Here is a 15,781-nt window from a genome sequence, read left to right as displayed (position 1 = left end):
TAAGAATCAACGACTAAAAGAGCATATGCATATTATCAACCGAGCATCACCGGCCGCTCTGCCGCTGCAATACATCGGTAAGGCTTCGATCCTTCGCTTCTGGTCATCGTCAACTGCAATTACATTGGGCCGATTTAAAACTGTCATAAGTAATATTTAGCTGGCAGTGGATTTCTCGCGGCGCACCGCACAGACGGAGCTCAACCCTTCCGGCCCTGAACAGCAAATCAACGTGTGATCCATGTGGTCTACGCAGTGCTGAGGCCAAAAACGCGCCTCTCCCGGCAACACAGGAGAGGCCGCCTGCCTGCATACCGTTGAGCTATCAGAGGAATAGAAAAAACAACATCATAATGATGGCACTGTCTGATACCGTGCACATAAACACAGCCACTCCGAGGATTGTCATGGGCGCAGGCGCTCCTATTCCGCCGAATGAAATTGAACGGCTTAAAGAGGTCGCGAAATTTTGTCCAGCTGACAGCGAGTACGATACTGTCTTCGATAAAATCGTCGAGATGACTTCTGCTTACTTCAACGCACCCATAGCGCTGATTTCGATCGTCGATGAGCATCAGCAATGGTTCAAGGCGCGTGTAGGGCTTAAAGAGACGCAGACACCACGAGAAGTGTCCTTCTGCGCTTACTCGACGCTGGATAACACCCCGCTGGAGGTATTGGACGCGACGCTTGATCCCCGTTTTAAAGACAACTCCCTGGTAACGGGGCCTCCGTATATTCGTTATTACACGGGCACCCCACTGATTACCGAAGAGGGTTTTACGCTGGGAAGCCTGTGCATCATTGATACAGTCTCACGCGCAGCCATGAGTGAGCGTGATAGCGCGATGCTCAGCGGTTTTGCTGAACTGGTGATGATGCGCATCCACAGCATGCGCTCTCGAAACTTCGTCGACCAACCCACAGGGTTATTTAATCGACTCCGGTTTGAGGAGGATATACGCCAAGCGCTCAAGACCCACAGCGCGTGCCAAGCGTATGCGGTTGACATCATCTCGCCAAAGTTCCTCAACGATATTGTGAAGGCGCTGGGTTACAGTTTTGCCACAGATTTGGTCCTGGCAATCAAAGCGCGCCTACAAAAACTGTTACCGCCACAGTGTCTACTTTATAAAATTAGCCCGACGCGGTTTGGTTTCCTCCTTGAGGAGGATCAAACGGCCGAGCACATTTGTGAAAACATCCTCAAGGACTTCAAAAAGCCTGTCGAATGCCACGCCATCCCCATACTCATGCAAGTTGGGATTGGCGTCCTGCCTATTCATAGCTCAGGGCTCCAGCAAGACTGGCTTCGCCTGGTGGTCAGCGCTGCGGATGAGGCGCGTGACCGCAGGCTGGGATGGTCGCGCTATGAACCCCATTTTGATGCGGCTCAACAACGCGCGTTCATGTTGTTGAGTTCGTTGCCGGAGGCGGTCAGCGCCGACAAACAGTTCAGCCTGGTGTACCAGCCAAAAATCAAACTGCCCTCAGGACGGTGTCATTCAGTAGAAGCACTATTACGTTGGACACATCCTTTACTGGGGCCCATCAGCCCTGCTGAATTCATACCCTTGGCTGAAAAAACCGCACTCATACCCTCTGTTGGATTGTGGGTGCTCAACGCAATCATCCAGCAAGCGGTTATTTGGAAAGCGCAAGGTGTGCGCCTGCGGATAGCGATGAACATTACCGTCAGCGATCTTGAAAGCGCCGAATTCGTCGACGCGATGATCCATGAGATTCAACAGCACGGCCTGGACCCCGCTGGCTTTGAACTTGAGTTTACCGAAAGCATGCTCATGACCAACCCTGAAGAAGTCATCCGGCAACTGGAGCGTGTCCGTAAGTTTGGCGTAGAGGTTGCTGTTGATGACTTTGGCACCGGCTACAGCAACTGGGCTTATTTGAAGGAGCTCCCGGCCAATACTGTCAAGCTTGACCAATCTCTGATCAGCGGGCTGGGCAGCAATCAAAATGACAAGCAACTGGTTAAAACCCTGATCGGACTGGCTAAGGGGCTCGGCTACCAGGTGGTTGCAGAAGGCGTAGAAAATCAAGAAATCCTGGACCTGTTAATACAGTGGGGATGTTCCGAAGCACAGGGTTATTTGATAGCCAAGCCTATGAGCGCCGATGCATTAGAAGCCTGGATAGCACAAGGAATCGATGGAGGTCGGGGCCGGTAGAATGACTGCCGGGGACGCGCAAGCAAGGACTCTGTAGATCGCGGACATCACCTGCATCGTTGCGTCTTCGATCGTTCCTTCATTACGACATACAACCCAACCGTGATCTGCACTCGCTCGCTCGAATGCCTGGGTACACGCGCTATGTTCTTCCAGCTTATGGATCACCGTGCTGCTCAGCCCACGCCGTCGTGTTGCTGCCCTCGCCCATGAAATCTCAGGGGCAGTGACAATCCCGACATGCAGGTCTGGCACTCGCACGTTTCGATCAATGTTCAACTGCAGGATCTCTGCAAACGGAATTATCCGGCGAAACGCAGCATCCGACGGGTACCAGCGATCGATCAGGATGATGCTGCCTGGTGGCTGTTTAGCCAGCACCTGCTGGGAAATCCAGGCACGGCTGTCAGCAAAGCGTTCACACACCCGCAGTTCCAACTCCCGAGAGGGACTTCTGACGAGCTGGTTAACAAGCGCCATTGTTCCCTCCCGGTAGGGATCGCTTTTTCTCTCGCAAAGCCGGATCACCTTTTTGTTATCTGTCCTCAGTGCTTTCGTAACGGCCTCCAACAGCGTGGTTTTGCCGGTTCCCTTGGGCCCATCCAGAGAAACAAACAGCGGACGATTCATTCTTCACTTAACAATTGATATACCGTTTTTTTTTGCCCTGTCCGGACGCTGGAACCGCTCAGTGCGACTACGCGAAGGCCCTATGAACAGAAAGTGATGAACACTCTACCCTTGTTTTGGCTCACGGGTCCCAAAGTGCTACCTGAGTCTGATGCGCAAGATTTACGCGTTTTCCGCCGCTGGCAAAAGCGATGCTCCACCACGCCGACGACATGGGCCACCGCCTGCTCGGCGTGCCAACGCTCGGCATGGCTGGCGACGTTACCGGAGAGCGTCACGATGCCGTCGGACACTTGAACCAGAATCTGGTCGGCTTTCAATGCCAGGTCCCAATTCAGTTCTTCCATCACCCGTTGTCTAAGCGTTTCATCGGTATTCATAAAATGCTCCACCTGTATTCCAAACATCTCGATCAGCCAAAGCGTATCTGGTTGTGACACGCTCCAGCAGGTCGGAAATTACTTATCCCGAGGTCAATGGCCTGCCGGATCGCCAAAATGCTGCCAGGAACCAAATACAGGGCGCGTTCGGTGTTGCTGCCACCTGCAGCCCAAGGTCCTCTCAAGACTGCCGGCCGGCTTCAACCACGCGGGGGTTTGATTGCCCACATACTGCAGGGCGCATTGTGCAAGAGGCTTTCGGCGGTGGTGCCCAGCAGATTGTTCAACCCGGCGTGCCGCACGGTGCCCATGACGATGACGTCGATCTGATGGTCATGCGCAAAGTTGCAGATATTCCACAGCGGCACCCCTTCGATAAAATGCCGTTGTTCGACGGCAATCCCCTGGCGTTCCGCCAAACCGGCGAATGCCTCATGCTGCGCTTCGTTCAGCGCCTCGTAGAGCCCGGAAACCAGGGGTACAGCGCCATACCCCATGTCTTTGGCATACACCGCCGCCCAGTCGTACACATGCAGTAGTTCCAGTTGTGCATTGCACTGGGAGGCCAGCTTGGCTGCGGCCTCGACAATCTGGTCATTGAAGACCAGGTCCTGCTCCTCGCTGCGCAACACATCGACGATCGCCAACACCTTGCGCGGCAGCGGATGCCGTGCCTCGGTGACCAGGTGCACCGGCACAGGGCAATCGCGCAGCAACTGCCAGTCCAGGGGCGTGAAGAACACCCGTTTCAACGCCGGTACGTCCTCGGCATCCTTGATAATCAGGGCCAGCGACATCTCGTTGACGAAATGCAGGATTTCCTCAAAGGGGTGATGTACCCACACTACCTCGCTGGTGACCGCCAGCCCGTGCTTGCTCATCGAGTCGGCCTGTGCGGTGAGCCAGTGTCGATGGGTGTCCAGGTACCCTTCCCGCGCGCGATCGATCTGGTCCGGCGCGAACAGGCCGGCGATGGCCAGGGCCTGCAAATAATTAAACGCGACGATGTGCAGCGGCAGTTGCATCGCGTGTGCCAACGCAGCGGCACGCTCGAACGCCGGCGTGCGGGTCATGGTGGAAGGGGCAATCAACAGTAAACGCGGAGTCTGCAACATGGGGCACCTCGGCACGTGGCCATCTCAATCCGTGAATGGGCCTCCAGATTGAGCCGTGCACAGCGGCGGCTAGTTGATCTTTATCAGCTTTAGCCAGCAAAAATGGCCTGGGGTATGTGTTACACGCATACCCCATGCTCAAACGTCATAATCCTCTTTTTTGCGGCGTGTTAATCTGCTGCGACTATGAATAGGCATTGATCGTCAGTCGACAATGGCCCAACCAGGAAAGATCATGCCAAAAAAGTCCCACTCAGCCCTGCGCCGCAACTTCCGTGAACTGCTTGCAACGCCTGTGTGCGTTGAAACCGCCTCCGTATTCGACCCAATGTCTGCACGTATCGCCGCTGACCTGGGTTTCGAGGTGGGCATCCTGGGCGGCTCCGTCGCCTCGCTGCAGGTTCTGGCTGCGCCAGATTTTGCGTTGATCACGCTGAGTGAGTTCGTCGAACAGGCAACAAGGATTGGCCGCGTCGCCCAGTTGCCTTTCATCGCAGACGCCGACCACGGCTACGGCAACGCCCTTAACGTGATGCGTACCGTCGAAGAACTTGAACGTGCCGGCGTCGCCGCGCTCACCATCGAAGACACGCTGCTGCCCGCGCAATTCGGGCGTAAATCCACCGACCTGATCTCCATCGAGGAAGGCATCGGCAAGGTCCGCGCCGCCCTGGAGGCCCGTGTAGATCCTGAACTGGCAATCATCGCCCGCACCAACGCCGGTGTGCTGCCGACCGAAGCGGTTATCGAGCGCACCCTGGCCTATCAGCAGGCCGGTGCCGATGGGATTTGCATGGTCGGCGTCAGCGACTTCGAGCATCTGGAACAGATCGCCGAAAACCTCACGGTACCGCTGATGCTGGTGACCTACGGCAACCCCAAGCTCCATGACGCCCAACGCCTGGCCAGCCTCGGCGTGCGCGTGGTAGTTGCCGGCCATGGCGCATATTTTGCGGCGATCAAGGCCACCTACGACAGCCTGCGTGCCCAGCGCCAGTTGACCCACAGCACATCGAACCTCAGCGCTACCGAACTGACCCATACCTACACGCTGCCAGAGAGCTACGTGGCTTGGGCTGAAGAGTTCATGGATGTAAAAGAGTAGCGTCATCAGCGGTGAATCCCTCCTCCCGCCCCTGGATTCACCGCTCGCTCCGCCCTTGTAAGCGTTCAACTACGCCGCTGACTGAAACACCGCCCACGAAAAAAATCCGCCGCAATATCTGCGGCGGCAACCAAAGGATTTTGTCGAAGCAGAGCGGCTAAGACAGGCCCCACGCTACTCCCCTGCCCGATTAAAAACCGTGAAGCTTTATTAATCGAGTTTCATCCCCAGCAGGGCTACAGGCCGCGCAAACTCTGCCTGGAGTCAGCTTCGACAAACCCGCCGAAGACAATAAGAAACCGTAACACCTCACTTTAAAACTCTGCCCATACAAGCGTGCACGCCTGCCAAACAGTGCGGCGTTTCTGTGCGCATTCATTATTCCGGGGACGTTAATAACATGATTAAACAGTGGAGCCTGTTGGCGTTGGCGGTGTGCGCCAGTATCAGCCCCGTGGCGTTTGCCGACTCCGTCACGGACCTGTCGTTGCGCGTGCGTGATGCCATCGTGTCGTCCAACGCCGACCAGCGCGATGGCGACTTGAATGAGCTGCGGGTGATCGTCGACTACCCGTTCACCTTGCTGTAAGGAGGCCTTGTGGAGAGGGAGTTGCTCCCTCTCCACACCTAAAACGCGATCAGCCTACCCAGCCGACGGCCGTCTTGGGAATGACTTCCGACTCATCGAGTTTCGACGCAAACATACTCACGGCCTGCACCGCGTCACTGGTGCTGGTGCGAATCTGCAGGATCACCGAACCCGCCTGGTCGGCCAGGTTCACGCCGCGTTGCGCGCCCTCTTGGGTGGAGCTCATGCTGGCCACCGCGTCGCGAGTTTCCGACAGGATCATGCCGATCATTTCGGCGATTTCTGCGGTAGAGCGGCTGGTACGCCCCGCCAACTGCCTGACCTCATCGGCCACCACGGCAAAACCACGCCCTTGGTCGCCCGCACGGGCAGCCTCGATGGCCGCGTTGAGGGCCAACAGGTTGGTCTGGTCGGCGATGCCTCGAATGGTATTGACGATCGCGGTAATTTGCTCGGAGCGCTCACCCAATTGCCCGACCAGACGCGCCGATGCGCCGATGTTCTCGGCGATCCGGCGCATTTCGGCGGCAGTTTCATGAATCACCTGGGTGCCATGTTCGGCAAACCGCTCGGTCTCGGAGGAAATATGGTAGGCCCGGGAGGCACCGCGGGAGTCTTCCTCGAACTTCTCCACGCGTTCAGTGATGTCACTGGCAAACTTGACGATCTTGATCAGCGTGCCCTCGCCGTCATAGACCGGGTTATAACTGGCCTCCAGCCACGCGACACGGCCATGCTTGCCGAGACGCTTGAATTGCCCGGTGAAAAACTCACCGTTGTTCAAGCGTCGCCAGAAGTCCGTGTACTCGTTGCTGTTGATCAGGCTGGGTTCGCAAAACACGCGGTGGTGTTTGCCTTTGATTTCGGCCAGCGTATAGCCCATGACGTGCAGAAAGTTCTCGTTGGCGTCCAGGACCTGACCGTTCAAGTCGAACTCGATCACTGCCATTGCCCGGTCCACTGCGGCCAGTTTGCTGCGGGTCGCCGCTTCCTGTTCGACTTTGCTCGTGACATCCAGGGCGTACTTGACCACTTTCAGCACTTGGCCACGTTCATCCAGCACCGGGTTGTAGCTGGCCTCCAGCCAGATGGTCTTGCCGTGAGCATCCACCCGCTTAAAAGTGCCCGACACAAACTTACCGGCCTTAAGCTCACCCCAGAACTGGCTGTAGGCCGGGCTGTTGGTCAGCGCCGGCAAGCAAAAGTCCCGGTGGGATTTGCTCGCCAATTGGTCGCGGGTATAACCCAGTGTCTTCAGGAAGTTGTCGTTGGCACGCAGTACGTTGCCGTTGAGGTCGAATTCGACCACTGCCATGGACCGTTCCAGGGCGCTGATCAGTCCTTTGTACTCGGTGACTTCGGCCGTCCTGGCCGCCAGTTCGGTTTTGAGTGTTGTATTGAACATGACGCGCCCTCAGCCGTGCAGAAAATCTATCTCTAACCTCGCTATCGGCCGCGGAATACGGGACTTTACGTGGATTAGTTGTTTATTTTTTGACGTCAAGATGTTGTGCGAAACATGGGGATTCCCGGTGTTTCGGGGGGGCCTTATTTGCCCCTGTTGCTATTTTCAAGGACCATGGCGCCTTCCTGTTCCAGCCGATAAGAGGCGCACCGATGACCAACCACGACCTGTCCTACACCCCCGATCCGGATGCCGACTCGATTTCTTCCGACGTTGTCGGTTTCAACGGCATCCTGGTCTCCACCCAGATCCCGACCCGCGCCGACGGCAGCCTGGAACTGGGCGATATCACCCTGCAAAGCGAATGCACGCTGCAAGCGCTGAAAGTGGCCCTGGAAAAGGCTGGCAGCTCCATGGACCGGGTCATGCACCTGACCATTTATCTGACCGATATGGCCGACCGAGCCGCCTTCAATGAGGTCTACAAACGCTTCTTCGCCAAGCCCTGGCCCGTGCGCGCGGCGGTTGGCGTGGCGGCACTGGCGGTAGACGGCATGCGCGTGGAAGTCACCGCGATGGCCGCCAAGGCCTGAGTTGATGCCGGTCAGGCAATTCACGGCTACAATGCGCGCCTCAACCGTGACAAGCCTGACTAAAAAAACTATGTCCTTGCCCAAGCATCACCTGGAATTGCTCAGCCCTGCCCGCGATGTCGCCATCGCGCGCGAGGCCATCCTGCATGGCGCCGACGCCATCTACATTGGCGGCCCGAGCTTCGGCGCGCGCCATAACGCGTGCAACGAGGTGAGCGATATCGCTCAACTGGTGGAATTCGCCCGCCGTTACCACGCCCGCGTGTTCACGACCCTCAACACCATCCTGCATGACAACGAACTGGAACCCGCACGCAAGCTGATCCATCAGCTCTACGACGCCGGTGTCGACGCGCTGATCGTGCAGGACCTGGGCGTGATGGAGCTGGATATTCCGCCCATCGAGCTGCACGCCAGCACCCAGACCGATATTCGTACCCTTGGCCGCGCCAAGTTCCTCGACCAGGCCGGTTTCTCGCAGTTGGTCCTGGCCCGTGAGCTGAACCTGCAGGAAATCAGCGCCATCGCCTGCGAGACCGATGCCGCCATCGAGTTCTTTATCCACGGCGCCCTGTGCGTGGCGTTCTCCGGGCAGTGCAACATCTCCCACGCGCAAAATGGCCGCAGCGCCAACCGTGGCGACTGCTCCCAGGCCTGCCGCCTGCCCTACACCTTGAAAGACGACCAGGGCCGTGTCGTGGCCTTTGAAAAACACCTGCTGTCGATGAAAGACAACAACCAGAGCGCCAACCTGCGCGCCTTGGTCGAAGCCGGCGTGCGTTCGTTCAAGATCGAGGGTCGCTACAAGGACATGGGCTATGTGAAAAACATCACGGCCTATTATCGCCAGCGTCTTGACGAGATCCTCGAAGACCGTCCGGACCTGGCCCGCGCGTCCAGCGGCCGTACCGCGCATTTCTTCCTGCCCGACCCGGAAAAAACCTTCCACCGTGGCAGCACCGACTACTTTGTCAGCGACCGCAAGATCGACATCGGCGCCTTCGATACCCCGACCTTCACCGGCCTGCCGGTGGGTGTGGTGGAAAAAGCCGGCAAGCGTGACCTGCAAGTGATCACCCATGAGCCGCTGTCCAACGGCGACGGCCTCAATGTGCTGGTCAAGCGCGAAGTGGTGGGTTTCCGCGCCAACATCGCCGAGCCCAAGGGCGAGTTCGAGGAAGACGGCGAGAAGCGCTACCGCTACCGCGTCGAGCCGAATGAAATGCCGGCCGGCCTGCATCAATTGCGCCCCAACCACCCGCTGAACCGCAACCTCGACCACAACTGGCAGCAGGCGTTGCTCAAGACTTCGGCCGAACGCCGTATCGGCCTGTCATGGGTCGCACGTTTGCGTGAAGAGCAGCTGGAAGTCACCGCCACCAGCGAAGAAGGCATCCACGCCAGCGTTACCCTGCCCGGCCCGTTTGGCGTGGCCAACAAGCCGGAACAGGCGCTGGACACCCTGCGCGACCTGCTTGGCCAGCTCGGTACCACCGAGTATCACGCTACCCGTATCGAACTGGATGCACCGCAGGCGTTCTTCATTCCCAACTCACAGCTCAAGGCCTTGCGCCGCGAAGTGATCGAAGCGTTGACCGCCGCCCGTGTTGCCGCACACCCACGTGGCGGGCGCAAGGCCGAGGCCACGCCGCCGCCGGTGTACCCGGAAGCGCACCTGTCGTTCCTGGCCAACGTCTACAACCAGAAAGCCCGCGACTTCTATCACCGTCACGGCGTGAAGCTGATCGACGCGGCCTTCGAAGCCCATGAAGAAACCGGCGAAGTGCCGGTGATGATCACCAAGCACTGCCTGCGCTTCTCGTTCAACCTGTGCCCTAAACAGGCCAAAGGTGTCACGGGCGTGAAAACCAAGGTTGCGCCGATGCAGTTGATTCATGGCGACGAAGTGCTGACCCTGAAGTTCGACTGCAAACCCTGCGAGATGCATGTGGTGGGCAAAATCAAGGGGCATATCCTTGGGCTGCCGCAACCGGGCAGTGTCGTGGAGCATTTCAACCCGGAAAATCTCATCTATCAGGGCACGCACTGACCCTGTGTGAGCGGGGCCACCACCAGCCCCGCTGTAACCCCGCCGCTGCCAGCAGAATTGCCGCCACCCCCAGCCATTGCAGCCAGCCCAGGCGATGCCCGAAGGCAATCCAATCGACGAAGATCGCCGCAATCGGGTAGATAAACGACAGTGCGCCGGTGATGGCGGTGGGCAGTTTCTGGATCGCGCCATACAGCAACACATACATCAAACCGGTGTGTACCACGCCGAGCGTCGCCAGTGCCGCCCAGGCGTTGGTGGTGACCGGCAAGCTATGCCAAGGCACCAGCGGCGCCAGTAGTAGTGCGCCCGTCGTGACCTGGATCAACGCCATCAAATGCGGCGGTACGTCCTTCAAACGCTTGATGATCAGTGCGGCAATCGCGTACAGCAATGCCGCGCCCAGGGCCAAGGCGATGCCCGCCAGGTAATCGTCGCCGGTTGGCTGATTACCATGGGCGGTGACAATCGCCAGCATTCCCAGGAACGCCACGCTCAACCACGCCAGTTTCTGCACGGTGATCTTTTCGCCGAGGAACAGCGCCGCCAGCATCACCAACATGAACGGCTGCACGTTGTACACCGCGGTGCTGATGGCGATCGATGCACGTGAGTAGGATTCGAACAGCAGCAACCAATTGCCGACAATCGCCACGCCACTGAGCATCGCCAGGCCGAGCCTGGTCCAATTGAGCAGGTCCAGCCGCAGGTAACCCAGCAGCGCGCACACCAGCAATAAGGTCAGCCCACCGATTACGCAGCGCCAGAACACCACTTCGATCACCGACACGCCAGACACCAGCACAAACCAGCCGATGGTGCCCGAGATCAGCATGGCGGCGATCATTTCCCACGAACCGCGACGGATGGATGAATCCATGATTGATGCTCCTCAAGTGAGGCTCAATTATGGCAATCTGCTTGTGAGCGGCTCCAGCGACTAAAAAAGGCAAAACCCCGCAAACACCTTTTCTTATTAGGCGAACACCATGATCGACACCATCGACCAGCAACTCATCGCCGCTTTGATGGATGACTCGCGGTTATCCCTCAAGGCCCTGGCGGGCATCACCGGGCTGTCCTCGCCCAGTGTGGGTGAACGCCTGCGCCGCCTGGAAGAACGCGGCGTGCTGACTCACTACACCGTCGACATCGACCCCAAGCATTTCGGCTACCTGCTGCAAGCCATCGTGCGCATCCGCCCCCTGCCCGGCAAATTGCAGGAGGTGGAGCGCCAGATCCAGGCGATCCCCGAATTCACCGAATGCGACAAGGTCACCGGCGAGGACTGCTTCATCGCGCGCCTGCACGTGCGCACCATGGACCATCTCGACAGCCTGTTGGATCGGATCAACGCCTATGCCGAAACCAACACCGCCATCGTCAAGAAAACCCCGGTAAAGCGACGTTTGCCCCCGCTGACCAACGACTGAACCGTAACAACCCGATTCCTCGGACGAGCGCGCTTGTTGTGGCGAGCGGGCTTGCCCCGCGTTGGGCTGCGAAGCGGCCCCAAAACCTGACCACTCATTGTGCCTGGATAAACGCGGTGCCTTTATTGGGGCTGCTTCGCAGCCCAACGCGGGGCAAGCCCGCTCGCCACAGTAACCCCATTCGCCACAGGAAGCCGTGCAACAGAAGGATACGCAACTCAACGCGGCTATTCCGCCTCCGCTGCTAGCGTCAAAGCTTCTTATCCATGGGAAGGAGCAACGAATTGCCTCGCCAGCCAAACTCTCACCTGTTACGTCGTGGTCGCTATTCAGAAACCGGTCGAGCCTACTTGGTCACCGCTGTCGTGCATCAACGCCATCCATTGTTTCGCGACTTTCGCCTGGGCCGGTTATTAGTCGCGGAATTCAAGAGGGTTCATGACTCAGGGCAGGTCAATTCGCTGGCGTGGGTGATCATGCCGGACCACTTTCATTGGTTGCTCGACCTCAATGGCACGACGCTGCCTGATGTGATGCGCCAGACCAAGTCGCGCAGCACCTTGAGCATCAACAACGCCCGTGGCAGTCGGGAGAAATTCTGGCAGCGTGGCTACCACGACCGGGCGGTGCGGGCTGAAGACGATATTCGGAAAATGGCGCGCTATATCGTCGCCAACCCCCTGCGAGCAGGGTTGGTGGAGCGAATTGGCGATTACCCACTGTGGGATGCTGTCTGGTTATGACCCATTGGGGCGAGCGGGCCTTTTCTGGCAAGTGGGCTTCCTGTGGCGAGCGGGCTTGCCACAGGAAGCCCACTTGCCACAACGAGCCTGCCCATCAGAACAGGCCCGCTTGCCACAGAAGCCTAGTCGTGAAGGGCCTTTGCGGCGGGCAGCAGAGTTTGAAACTTGCGATAACGCGCCTCCAACACCGGTTGCTGCGACAGGTCAGGCTTGTACCGGGCCTTGACCGGCATCCCAGCCGCCAGCAACTCCGCACCCTGCCCCAGCGCCACAAACCCCAGCTTCGCCGCGCCAATACATGCGCTCAATTCACTGCCCTGCAAGGTGAAGATTTCCCGCTGCAGGATATTCGCCAGCAACTGGGCCCAGTACTCACTGCGCGCACCGCCACCCACCAGAGCAAAAGCGGTAACGTCGACGCCGGTCGATTGCACCGCGCGCAACGCATCGAGCAAACCGAAACCCACCCCTTCCATCACCGCGTAACCGAGCATCGCCGGCGTGCAGTCGTGGCCCAGGTTCATGAAGCCGCCGCGTAGCAACGGATCGTTGTGGGGTGTGCGCTCGCCGGCCAGGTAAGGCAGAAACAGCGGCGTCCCCGAAGGCACGCACTGCTCGATCGGCAATTGCGCCTGCACCTGCTCCAGCAGCGTCTGTTCATCCGCCATGCCCGTCAGCCGTGTGACCCAGCGCAAACAACTGGCGCCGGCGAGCATGGCGCCCATGGTGTACCAGCGGTTGGGCAGTGCATGGCAGAAGCTGTGTACCGCACTGGCCGGGTTACCCGCCGCATGGTCGGTGATGGCGACGATGGCAGCGCTGGTCCCCAGGGTGATGAACCCATCACCAGCGTTGATCGCGCCGATGCCGACCGCTGCCACAGGGTTATCCCCGCCACCGCCGGCAATCACCACGTCAGCTGATAAACCCAGTCCCGTGGCCGTCAACAAAGCGCTCGCCGCACCACCTTCCACCAGCCTGGGCAATTGCTCAGGCGTAAGGCCGGTAGCGCGAACCATCGGGGTAAACCATTCCCGCCGCGCCACATCCAGCCACAACGTACCCGCCGCGTCGGACATTTCGCTGATGCGCTCGCCACTCAAACGCAAGCGCAGGTAATCCTTGGGCGACAGCACGCAATCAATCGCTTGGAACACCTCGGGTTCATGCTGTTGCAACCACAGCAGTTTCGGCGCGGTCAGCCCGGCCATGGGCAGGCTGCCGGTGACGTCGGCGAAGCCGGGACCCAGCTGTTCGGCTTCGCCCACCGCACGGGAGTCGTCCCACAGGATCGCCGGGTACAACACGCGGTTGTCCGCCCCCAGCAACACCGCGCCGTGCATCTGCCCCGACAGGCCGATACAGGCCACGTGCGTAAACGCCTCGTGTCTGCGCAGTTGCGCCAACGCCTGCAAACAGGCTTGCCACCAGTCTTCCGGTGCCTGTTCAGACCAGCCGCTGTGCCGGCGCGACACGCTCAAGCGCACGCCGGCATGGGCCAGCACCGCGCCCGTGGCGTCCATCAGGATGGCTTTGAGTTCCGACGTGCCCAGGTCAATGCCCAGGGAAACAGGACTGTTCATGCGTGTGTTATTCCAATCAATGACAGCCACAGGAGTTACGTAACTGCAGGGTCGGCGCGAGGCGCACGCTCTGGGGCGCTGCGTCAGGCGACGCCATGCGTTGCAGCAACAGGTCGACCGCGCGGGCGCCAAGGGCCTTGACCGGCTGTGCGATCAGGCTCAGGCGCGGCACGAAAAAATCCGCCCAGTCAAAATCATCAAAGCCCACCAGGGCCATTTGTCTCGGCACGTCGAGCTGCGCGTCACGCAAGGCGTGCATCGCGCCGAGGGTCATCAGGTTATTGCCGGCCATGATCGCCGTGGGCGGCGAAGCCAGGCCCAGCAACTGCACCGTGGCCTGGCGCGCAGGCTCGGTGTTGGAGCCGCCGTTAACCAGCAACTGCGGATCGAAGGCCAGCCCCGCCGCGTGCAACGCCGCGCGGTAACCCGCTACCCGCTCATCCGTGGTACTGAACCCCGTGCGCCCGGCGATAAAACCGATGCGACGGTGCCCGTGCCCGATCAGGTGTTCAATCAGGCCCTGGGTGGCCTGGGCATTCTCCACCCCGACCTGATCAAACTGCTCGCTCATCATCCGGTCCACCAGCACCGCCGGAATCTCGTTGGCGCGCATGTACTCCAGGGCCATCGAACCGTTCGACGGCGCCAGCACAATACCGTCGACCCGCCGATGATGCAGCGCCGTGACGACCCGCAGCTCCTGCTCCGGGTCGTCGTGGGTGTCGACAAACAGCATCATGTAGCCGTGCTTGGCGCACTCGGTTTCAATCGCGTGCACCGTCTCGCTGAAGTAATGGTTGGACAGCGCCGAGATCGCCACGCCTATCGTGTTGGTACTCGACCGCGCCAGCGAGCGCGCCAGGGTGTTGGGGATATACCCCAGTTCCTGGATCGCCCGCCGCACCGCCAGCACCGTGGCCGGGCTGACTTTGCGGGTGCCGTTCAACACGTGTGACACGGTCGACGTCGACACCCCCGCCCTGCTTGCCACGTCATCCATGGTCACCACGACGCTGTTCCTCTCACGCTATCAATGTTTGCTCGACCAACCGCTGTACGTACCGACGTTGTCGCGGGTGATCAGTTTTGGCGTGAGCAGGGTCACCGCTTCGGCCGGGGCCTTGTCGTTGAGCAGGTCATTGCCGACATTCACCGCCGTCTGCGCCATGGCCCACGGGTCCTGGCTGGCAGACGCCTGGATCTGGGTGTCGGTCTTCAGCGCGTTCTCGATATCCGGCGCGCCGTCCACCGAGGTGATGATGATCCCGCTGCGCTTGAGCTGCTTGGCCGCCAGGTCGCTGCCGATGGCTTGCGGGTCGTTGATCGCAAACAGGCCGTCGATTTTCGGGAAGCGCGTGAGGTAGCCCTGCATCACGTTCAGGCCGCCTTCGCGGGAGCCTTTGCCGTCCTGGTCGTCGGACAGCACCTTGATGTCCGGCGCGCCGGCCAATGCGGCTTTACAGCCTTTGACGCGGTCGGTCACGGCGGTGACTTGCGGACCGTTCTGGATAATCACGTTGCCCTTGCCGGAAAGCTTGTCCACCAGGTATTGGCAGGCCAGCTTGCCGGCTTCAACGTTGTCGGTCTGCACGGTGGCATTCACGCCCTTGGCGTCCACATCCACCGCCACCACGACGATGCCGGCATCGCGGGCTTTCTTGATCGCCGAGGCCATGGCCGAAGGGTCGACGGCGTTGATCAGGATCAGATCGACCTTGGACGAGATAAAGTTGTCGATCTGCGAGAACTGCTTGCTCAAGTCGTAGTCGGCCGACACCGAGGTGACCTTGACGTTGGGGTTCAGCTCCTTGGCCCGGGCCGTGGCGCCATCGGCCAGGGTCACGAAATACGGGTTGCCGAGCGAGCCCATGCTGATACCCAGGGCCTTGAGTTCGCGGGCCTCTACGGCTTGGGACATCAGGGCAGCCAAGGCGACGACGGGAAAGATGCGTTTAAGGTTCATGCG

The 15,781-nt window shown here is 59.4% G+C and carries 14 protein-coding genes and 2 pseudogenes; 7 read left to right on the top strand and 9 right to left on the bottom strand.

Annotation, left to right across the window (positions count from 1 at the left end; all coding sequences use genetic code 11):
• Nucleotides 1-407: 407 nt before the first annotated feature.
• Nucleotides 408-2,189, top strand: coding sequence for a GGDEF and EAL domain-containing protein (locus tag HDC32_RS01825; protein ID WP_184744062.1), 1,782 nt, complete (start codon nt 408-410; stop codon nt 2,187-2,189).
• On the opposite strand, the gene HDC32_RS01820 is transcribed toward HDC32_RS01825, so the two are convergent.
• The 3 genes from HDC32_RS01820 to HDC32_RS01810 form a co-directional block, all read right to left on the bottom strand.
• Complete coding sequence (locus tag HDC32_RS01820) at nt 2,142-2,819, bottom strand: dTMP kinase (RefSeq protein WP_167655370.1); 678 nt, start codon at nt 2,817-2,819, stop codon at nt 2,142-2,144. The two genes, HDC32_RS01825 and HDC32_RS01820, sit on opposite strands and share 48 nt — an antisense overlap.
• Before the next feature lie 80 nt (nt 2,820-2,899).
• The gene (locus HDC32_RS01815; RefSeq protein WP_178116790.1) at nt 2,900-3,199 is read right to left on the bottom strand and encodes a BON domain-containing protein; all 300 of its coding nucleotides are present in this window, start codon (nt 3,197-3,199) and stop codon (nt 2,900-2,902) included.
• A gap of 200 nt (nt 3,200-3,399) precedes the next feature.
• On the bottom strand, nt 3,400-4,314 hold the full coding sequence (locus HDC32_RS01810; protein WP_184742223.1) for a universal stress protein: 915 nt from the start codon (nt 4,312-4,314) through the stop codon (nt 3,400-3,402).
• Between the two features lie 235 nt (nt 4,315-4,549).
• On the opposite strand from HDC32_RS01810, the gene HDC32_RS01805 reads away from it, so the two are divergent.
• Both HDC32_RS01805 and HDC32_RS32340 read left to right on the top strand, forming a co-directional pair.
• The gene (locus HDC32_RS01805; protein ID WP_131696344.1) at nt 4,550-5,419 is read left to right on the top strand and encodes an oxaloacetate decarboxylase; all 870 of its coding nucleotides are present in this window, start codon (nt 4,550-4,552) and stop codon (nt 5,417-5,419) included.
• Nucleotides 5,420-5,819: 400 nt separating this feature from the next.
• The gene (locus HDC32_RS32340) at nt 5,820-6,008 is read left to right on the top strand and encodes a hypothetical protein (protein ID WP_371920998.1); all 189 of its coding nucleotides are present in this window, start codon (nt 5,820-5,822) and stop codon (nt 6,006-6,008) included.
• A 49-nt stretch (nt 6,009-6,057) separates the two neighbouring features.
• On the opposite strand, the pseudogene HDC32_RS32335 reads toward HDC32_RS32340, so the two are convergent.
• Nucleotides 6,058-6,534, bottom strand: a pseudogene (locus HDC32_RS32335) (methyl-accepting chemotaxis protein); the annotation flags it as partial.
• Between the two features lie 111 nt (nt 6,535-6,645).
• Nucleotides 6,646-7,413: pseudogene (locus HDC32_RS32330) on the bottom strand (PAS domain-containing protein); the annotation flags it as partial.
• 212 nt (nt 7,414-7,625) lie between these two features.
• Here HDC32_RS32330 and HDC32_RS01790 point away from each other — a divergent pair.
• Nucleotides 7,626-8,006 (top strand): RidA family protein, encoded by a 381-nt coding sequence (locus HDC32_RS01790; protein WP_167655367.1) that lies wholly within the window; start codon nt 7,626-7,628, stop codon nt 8,004-8,006.
• A gap of 70 nt (nt 8,007-8,076) precedes the next feature.
• A complete protein-coding gene (locus HDC32_RS01785; protein ID WP_184742219.1) occupies nt 8,077-10,056 on the top strand; it encodes a U32 family peptidase in 1,980 nt (659 codons plus the stop codon).
• Here HDC32_RS01785 and HDC32_RS01780 read toward each other — a convergent pair.
• Nucleotides 10,034-10,936, bottom strand: coding sequence for a DMT family transporter (locus HDC32_RS01780; RefSeq protein ID WP_145338105.1), 903 nt, complete (start codon nt 10,934-10,936; stop codon nt 10,034-10,036). The genes HDC32_RS01785 and HDC32_RS01780 overlap by 23 nt on opposite strands.
• 109 nt (nt 10,937-11,045) lie before the next feature.
• Here HDC32_RS01780 and HDC32_RS01775 point away from each other — a divergent pair, with 109 nt between their 5' ends.
• Together HDC32_RS01775 and HDC32_RS01770 are read left to right on the top strand one after the other, a co-directional pair.
• Nucleotides 11,046-11,489, top strand: a complete 444-nt coding sequence (locus HDC32_RS01775; RefSeq protein WP_053130035.1) for an Lrp/AsnC family transcriptional regulator — start codon at nt 11,046-11,048, stop codon at nt 11,487-11,489.
• Between the two features lie 284 nt (nt 11,490-11,773).
• Nucleotides 11,774-12,232, top strand: a complete 459-nt coding sequence (locus HDC32_RS01770) for an REP-associated tyrosine transposase (protein ID WP_145338106.1) — start codon at nt 11,774-11,776, stop codon at nt 12,230-12,232.
• Between the two features lie 122 nt (nt 12,233-12,354).
• On the opposite strand, the gene xylB is transcribed toward HDC32_RS01770, so the two are convergent.
• Genes xylB through HDC32_RS01755 form a run of 3 tightly spaced genes read right to left on the bottom strand, consistent with a single transcriptional unit; the run spans nt 12,355 to nt 15,778 of the window.
• The gene (gene xylB, locus HDC32_RS01765; RefSeq protein ID WP_184742217.1) at nt 12,355-13,815 is read right to left on the bottom strand and encodes a xylulokinase; all 1,461 of its coding nucleotides are present in this window, start codon (nt 13,813-13,815) and stop codon (nt 12,355-12,357) included.
• Nucleotides 13,816-13,831: 16 nt separating this feature from the next.
• Nucleotides 13,832-14,824, bottom strand: coding sequence for a LacI family DNA-binding transcriptional regulator (locus HDC32_RS01760; protein WP_184742215.1), 993 nt, complete (start codon nt 14,822-14,824; stop codon nt 13,832-13,834).
• A gap of 21 nt (nt 14,825-14,845) precedes the next feature.
• Nucleotides 14,846-15,778: an ABC transporter substrate-binding protein gene (locus HDC32_RS01755; protein WP_131696351.1), complete on the bottom strand. Its 933-nt coding sequence runs from the start codon at nt 15,776-15,778 to the stop codon at nt 14,846-14,848.
• Nucleotides 15,779-15,781: the final 3 nt, after the last annotated feature.

Source organism: Pseudomonas sp. JAI120, assembly GCF_014207255.1.
GTDB lineage: Bacteria > Pseudomonadota > Gammaproteobacteria > Pseudomonadales > Pseudomonadaceae > Aquipseudomonas.
The sequence above is the reverse complement of the archived record's forward strand: the minus strand, read 5'-3'. Positions and strand labels throughout refer to the sequence as shown.

What these genes read in the sequence shown, in the direction of transcription:
- HDC32_RS01825 (WP_184744062.1), top strand. Translation starts at nt 408, where the DNA reads ATGGGCGCAGGCGCTCCTATTCCGCCGAATGAAATTGAACGGCTTAAA.
- HDC32_RS01755 (WP_131696351.1), bottom strand. Translation starts at nt 15,778, where the DNA reads ATGAACCTTAAACGCATCTTTCCCGTCGTCGCCTTGGCTGCCCTGATG.
- HDC32_RS32340 (WP_371920998.1), top strand. Translation starts at nt 5,820, where the DNA reads ATGATTAAACAGTGGAGCCTGTTGGCGTTGGCGGTGTGCGCCAGTATC.
- HDC32_RS01785 (WP_184742219.1), top strand. Translation starts at nt 8,077, where the DNA reads ATGTCCTTGCCCAAGCATCACCTGGAATTGCTCAGCCCTGCCCGCGAT.
- xylB (WP_184742217.1), bottom strand. Translation starts at nt 13,815, where the DNA reads ATGAACAGTCCTGTTTCCCTGGGCATTGACCTGGGCACGTCGGAACTC.
- HDC32_RS01775 (WP_053130035.1), top strand. Translation starts at nt 11,046, where the DNA reads ATGATCGACACCATCGACCAGCAACTCATCGCCGCTTTGATGGATGAC.
- HDC32_RS01805 (WP_131696344.1), top strand. Translation starts at nt 4,550, where the DNA reads ATGCCAAAAAAGTCCCACTCAGCCCTGCGCCGCAACTTCCGTGAACTG.
- HDC32_RS01820 (WP_167655370.1), bottom strand. Translation starts at nt 2,819, where the DNA reads ATGAATCGTCCGCTGTTTGTTTCTCTGGATGGGCCCAAGGGAACCGGC.
- HDC32_RS01815 (WP_178116790.1), bottom strand. Translation starts at nt 3,199, where the DNA reads ATGAATACCGATGAAACGCTTAGACAACGGGTGATGGAAGAACTGAAT.
- HDC32_RS01780 (WP_145338105.1), bottom strand. Translation starts at nt 10,936, where the DNA reads ATGGATTCATCCATCCGTCGCGGTTCGTGGGAAATGATCGCCGCCATG.
- HDC32_RS01810 (WP_184742223.1), bottom strand. Translation starts at nt 4,314, where the DNA reads ATGTTGCAGACTCCGCGTTTACTGTTGATTGCCCCTTCCACCATGACC.
- HDC32_RS01790 (WP_167655367.1), top strand. Translation starts at nt 7,626, where the DNA reads ATGACCAACCACGACCTGTCCTACACCCCCGATCCGGATGCCGACTCG.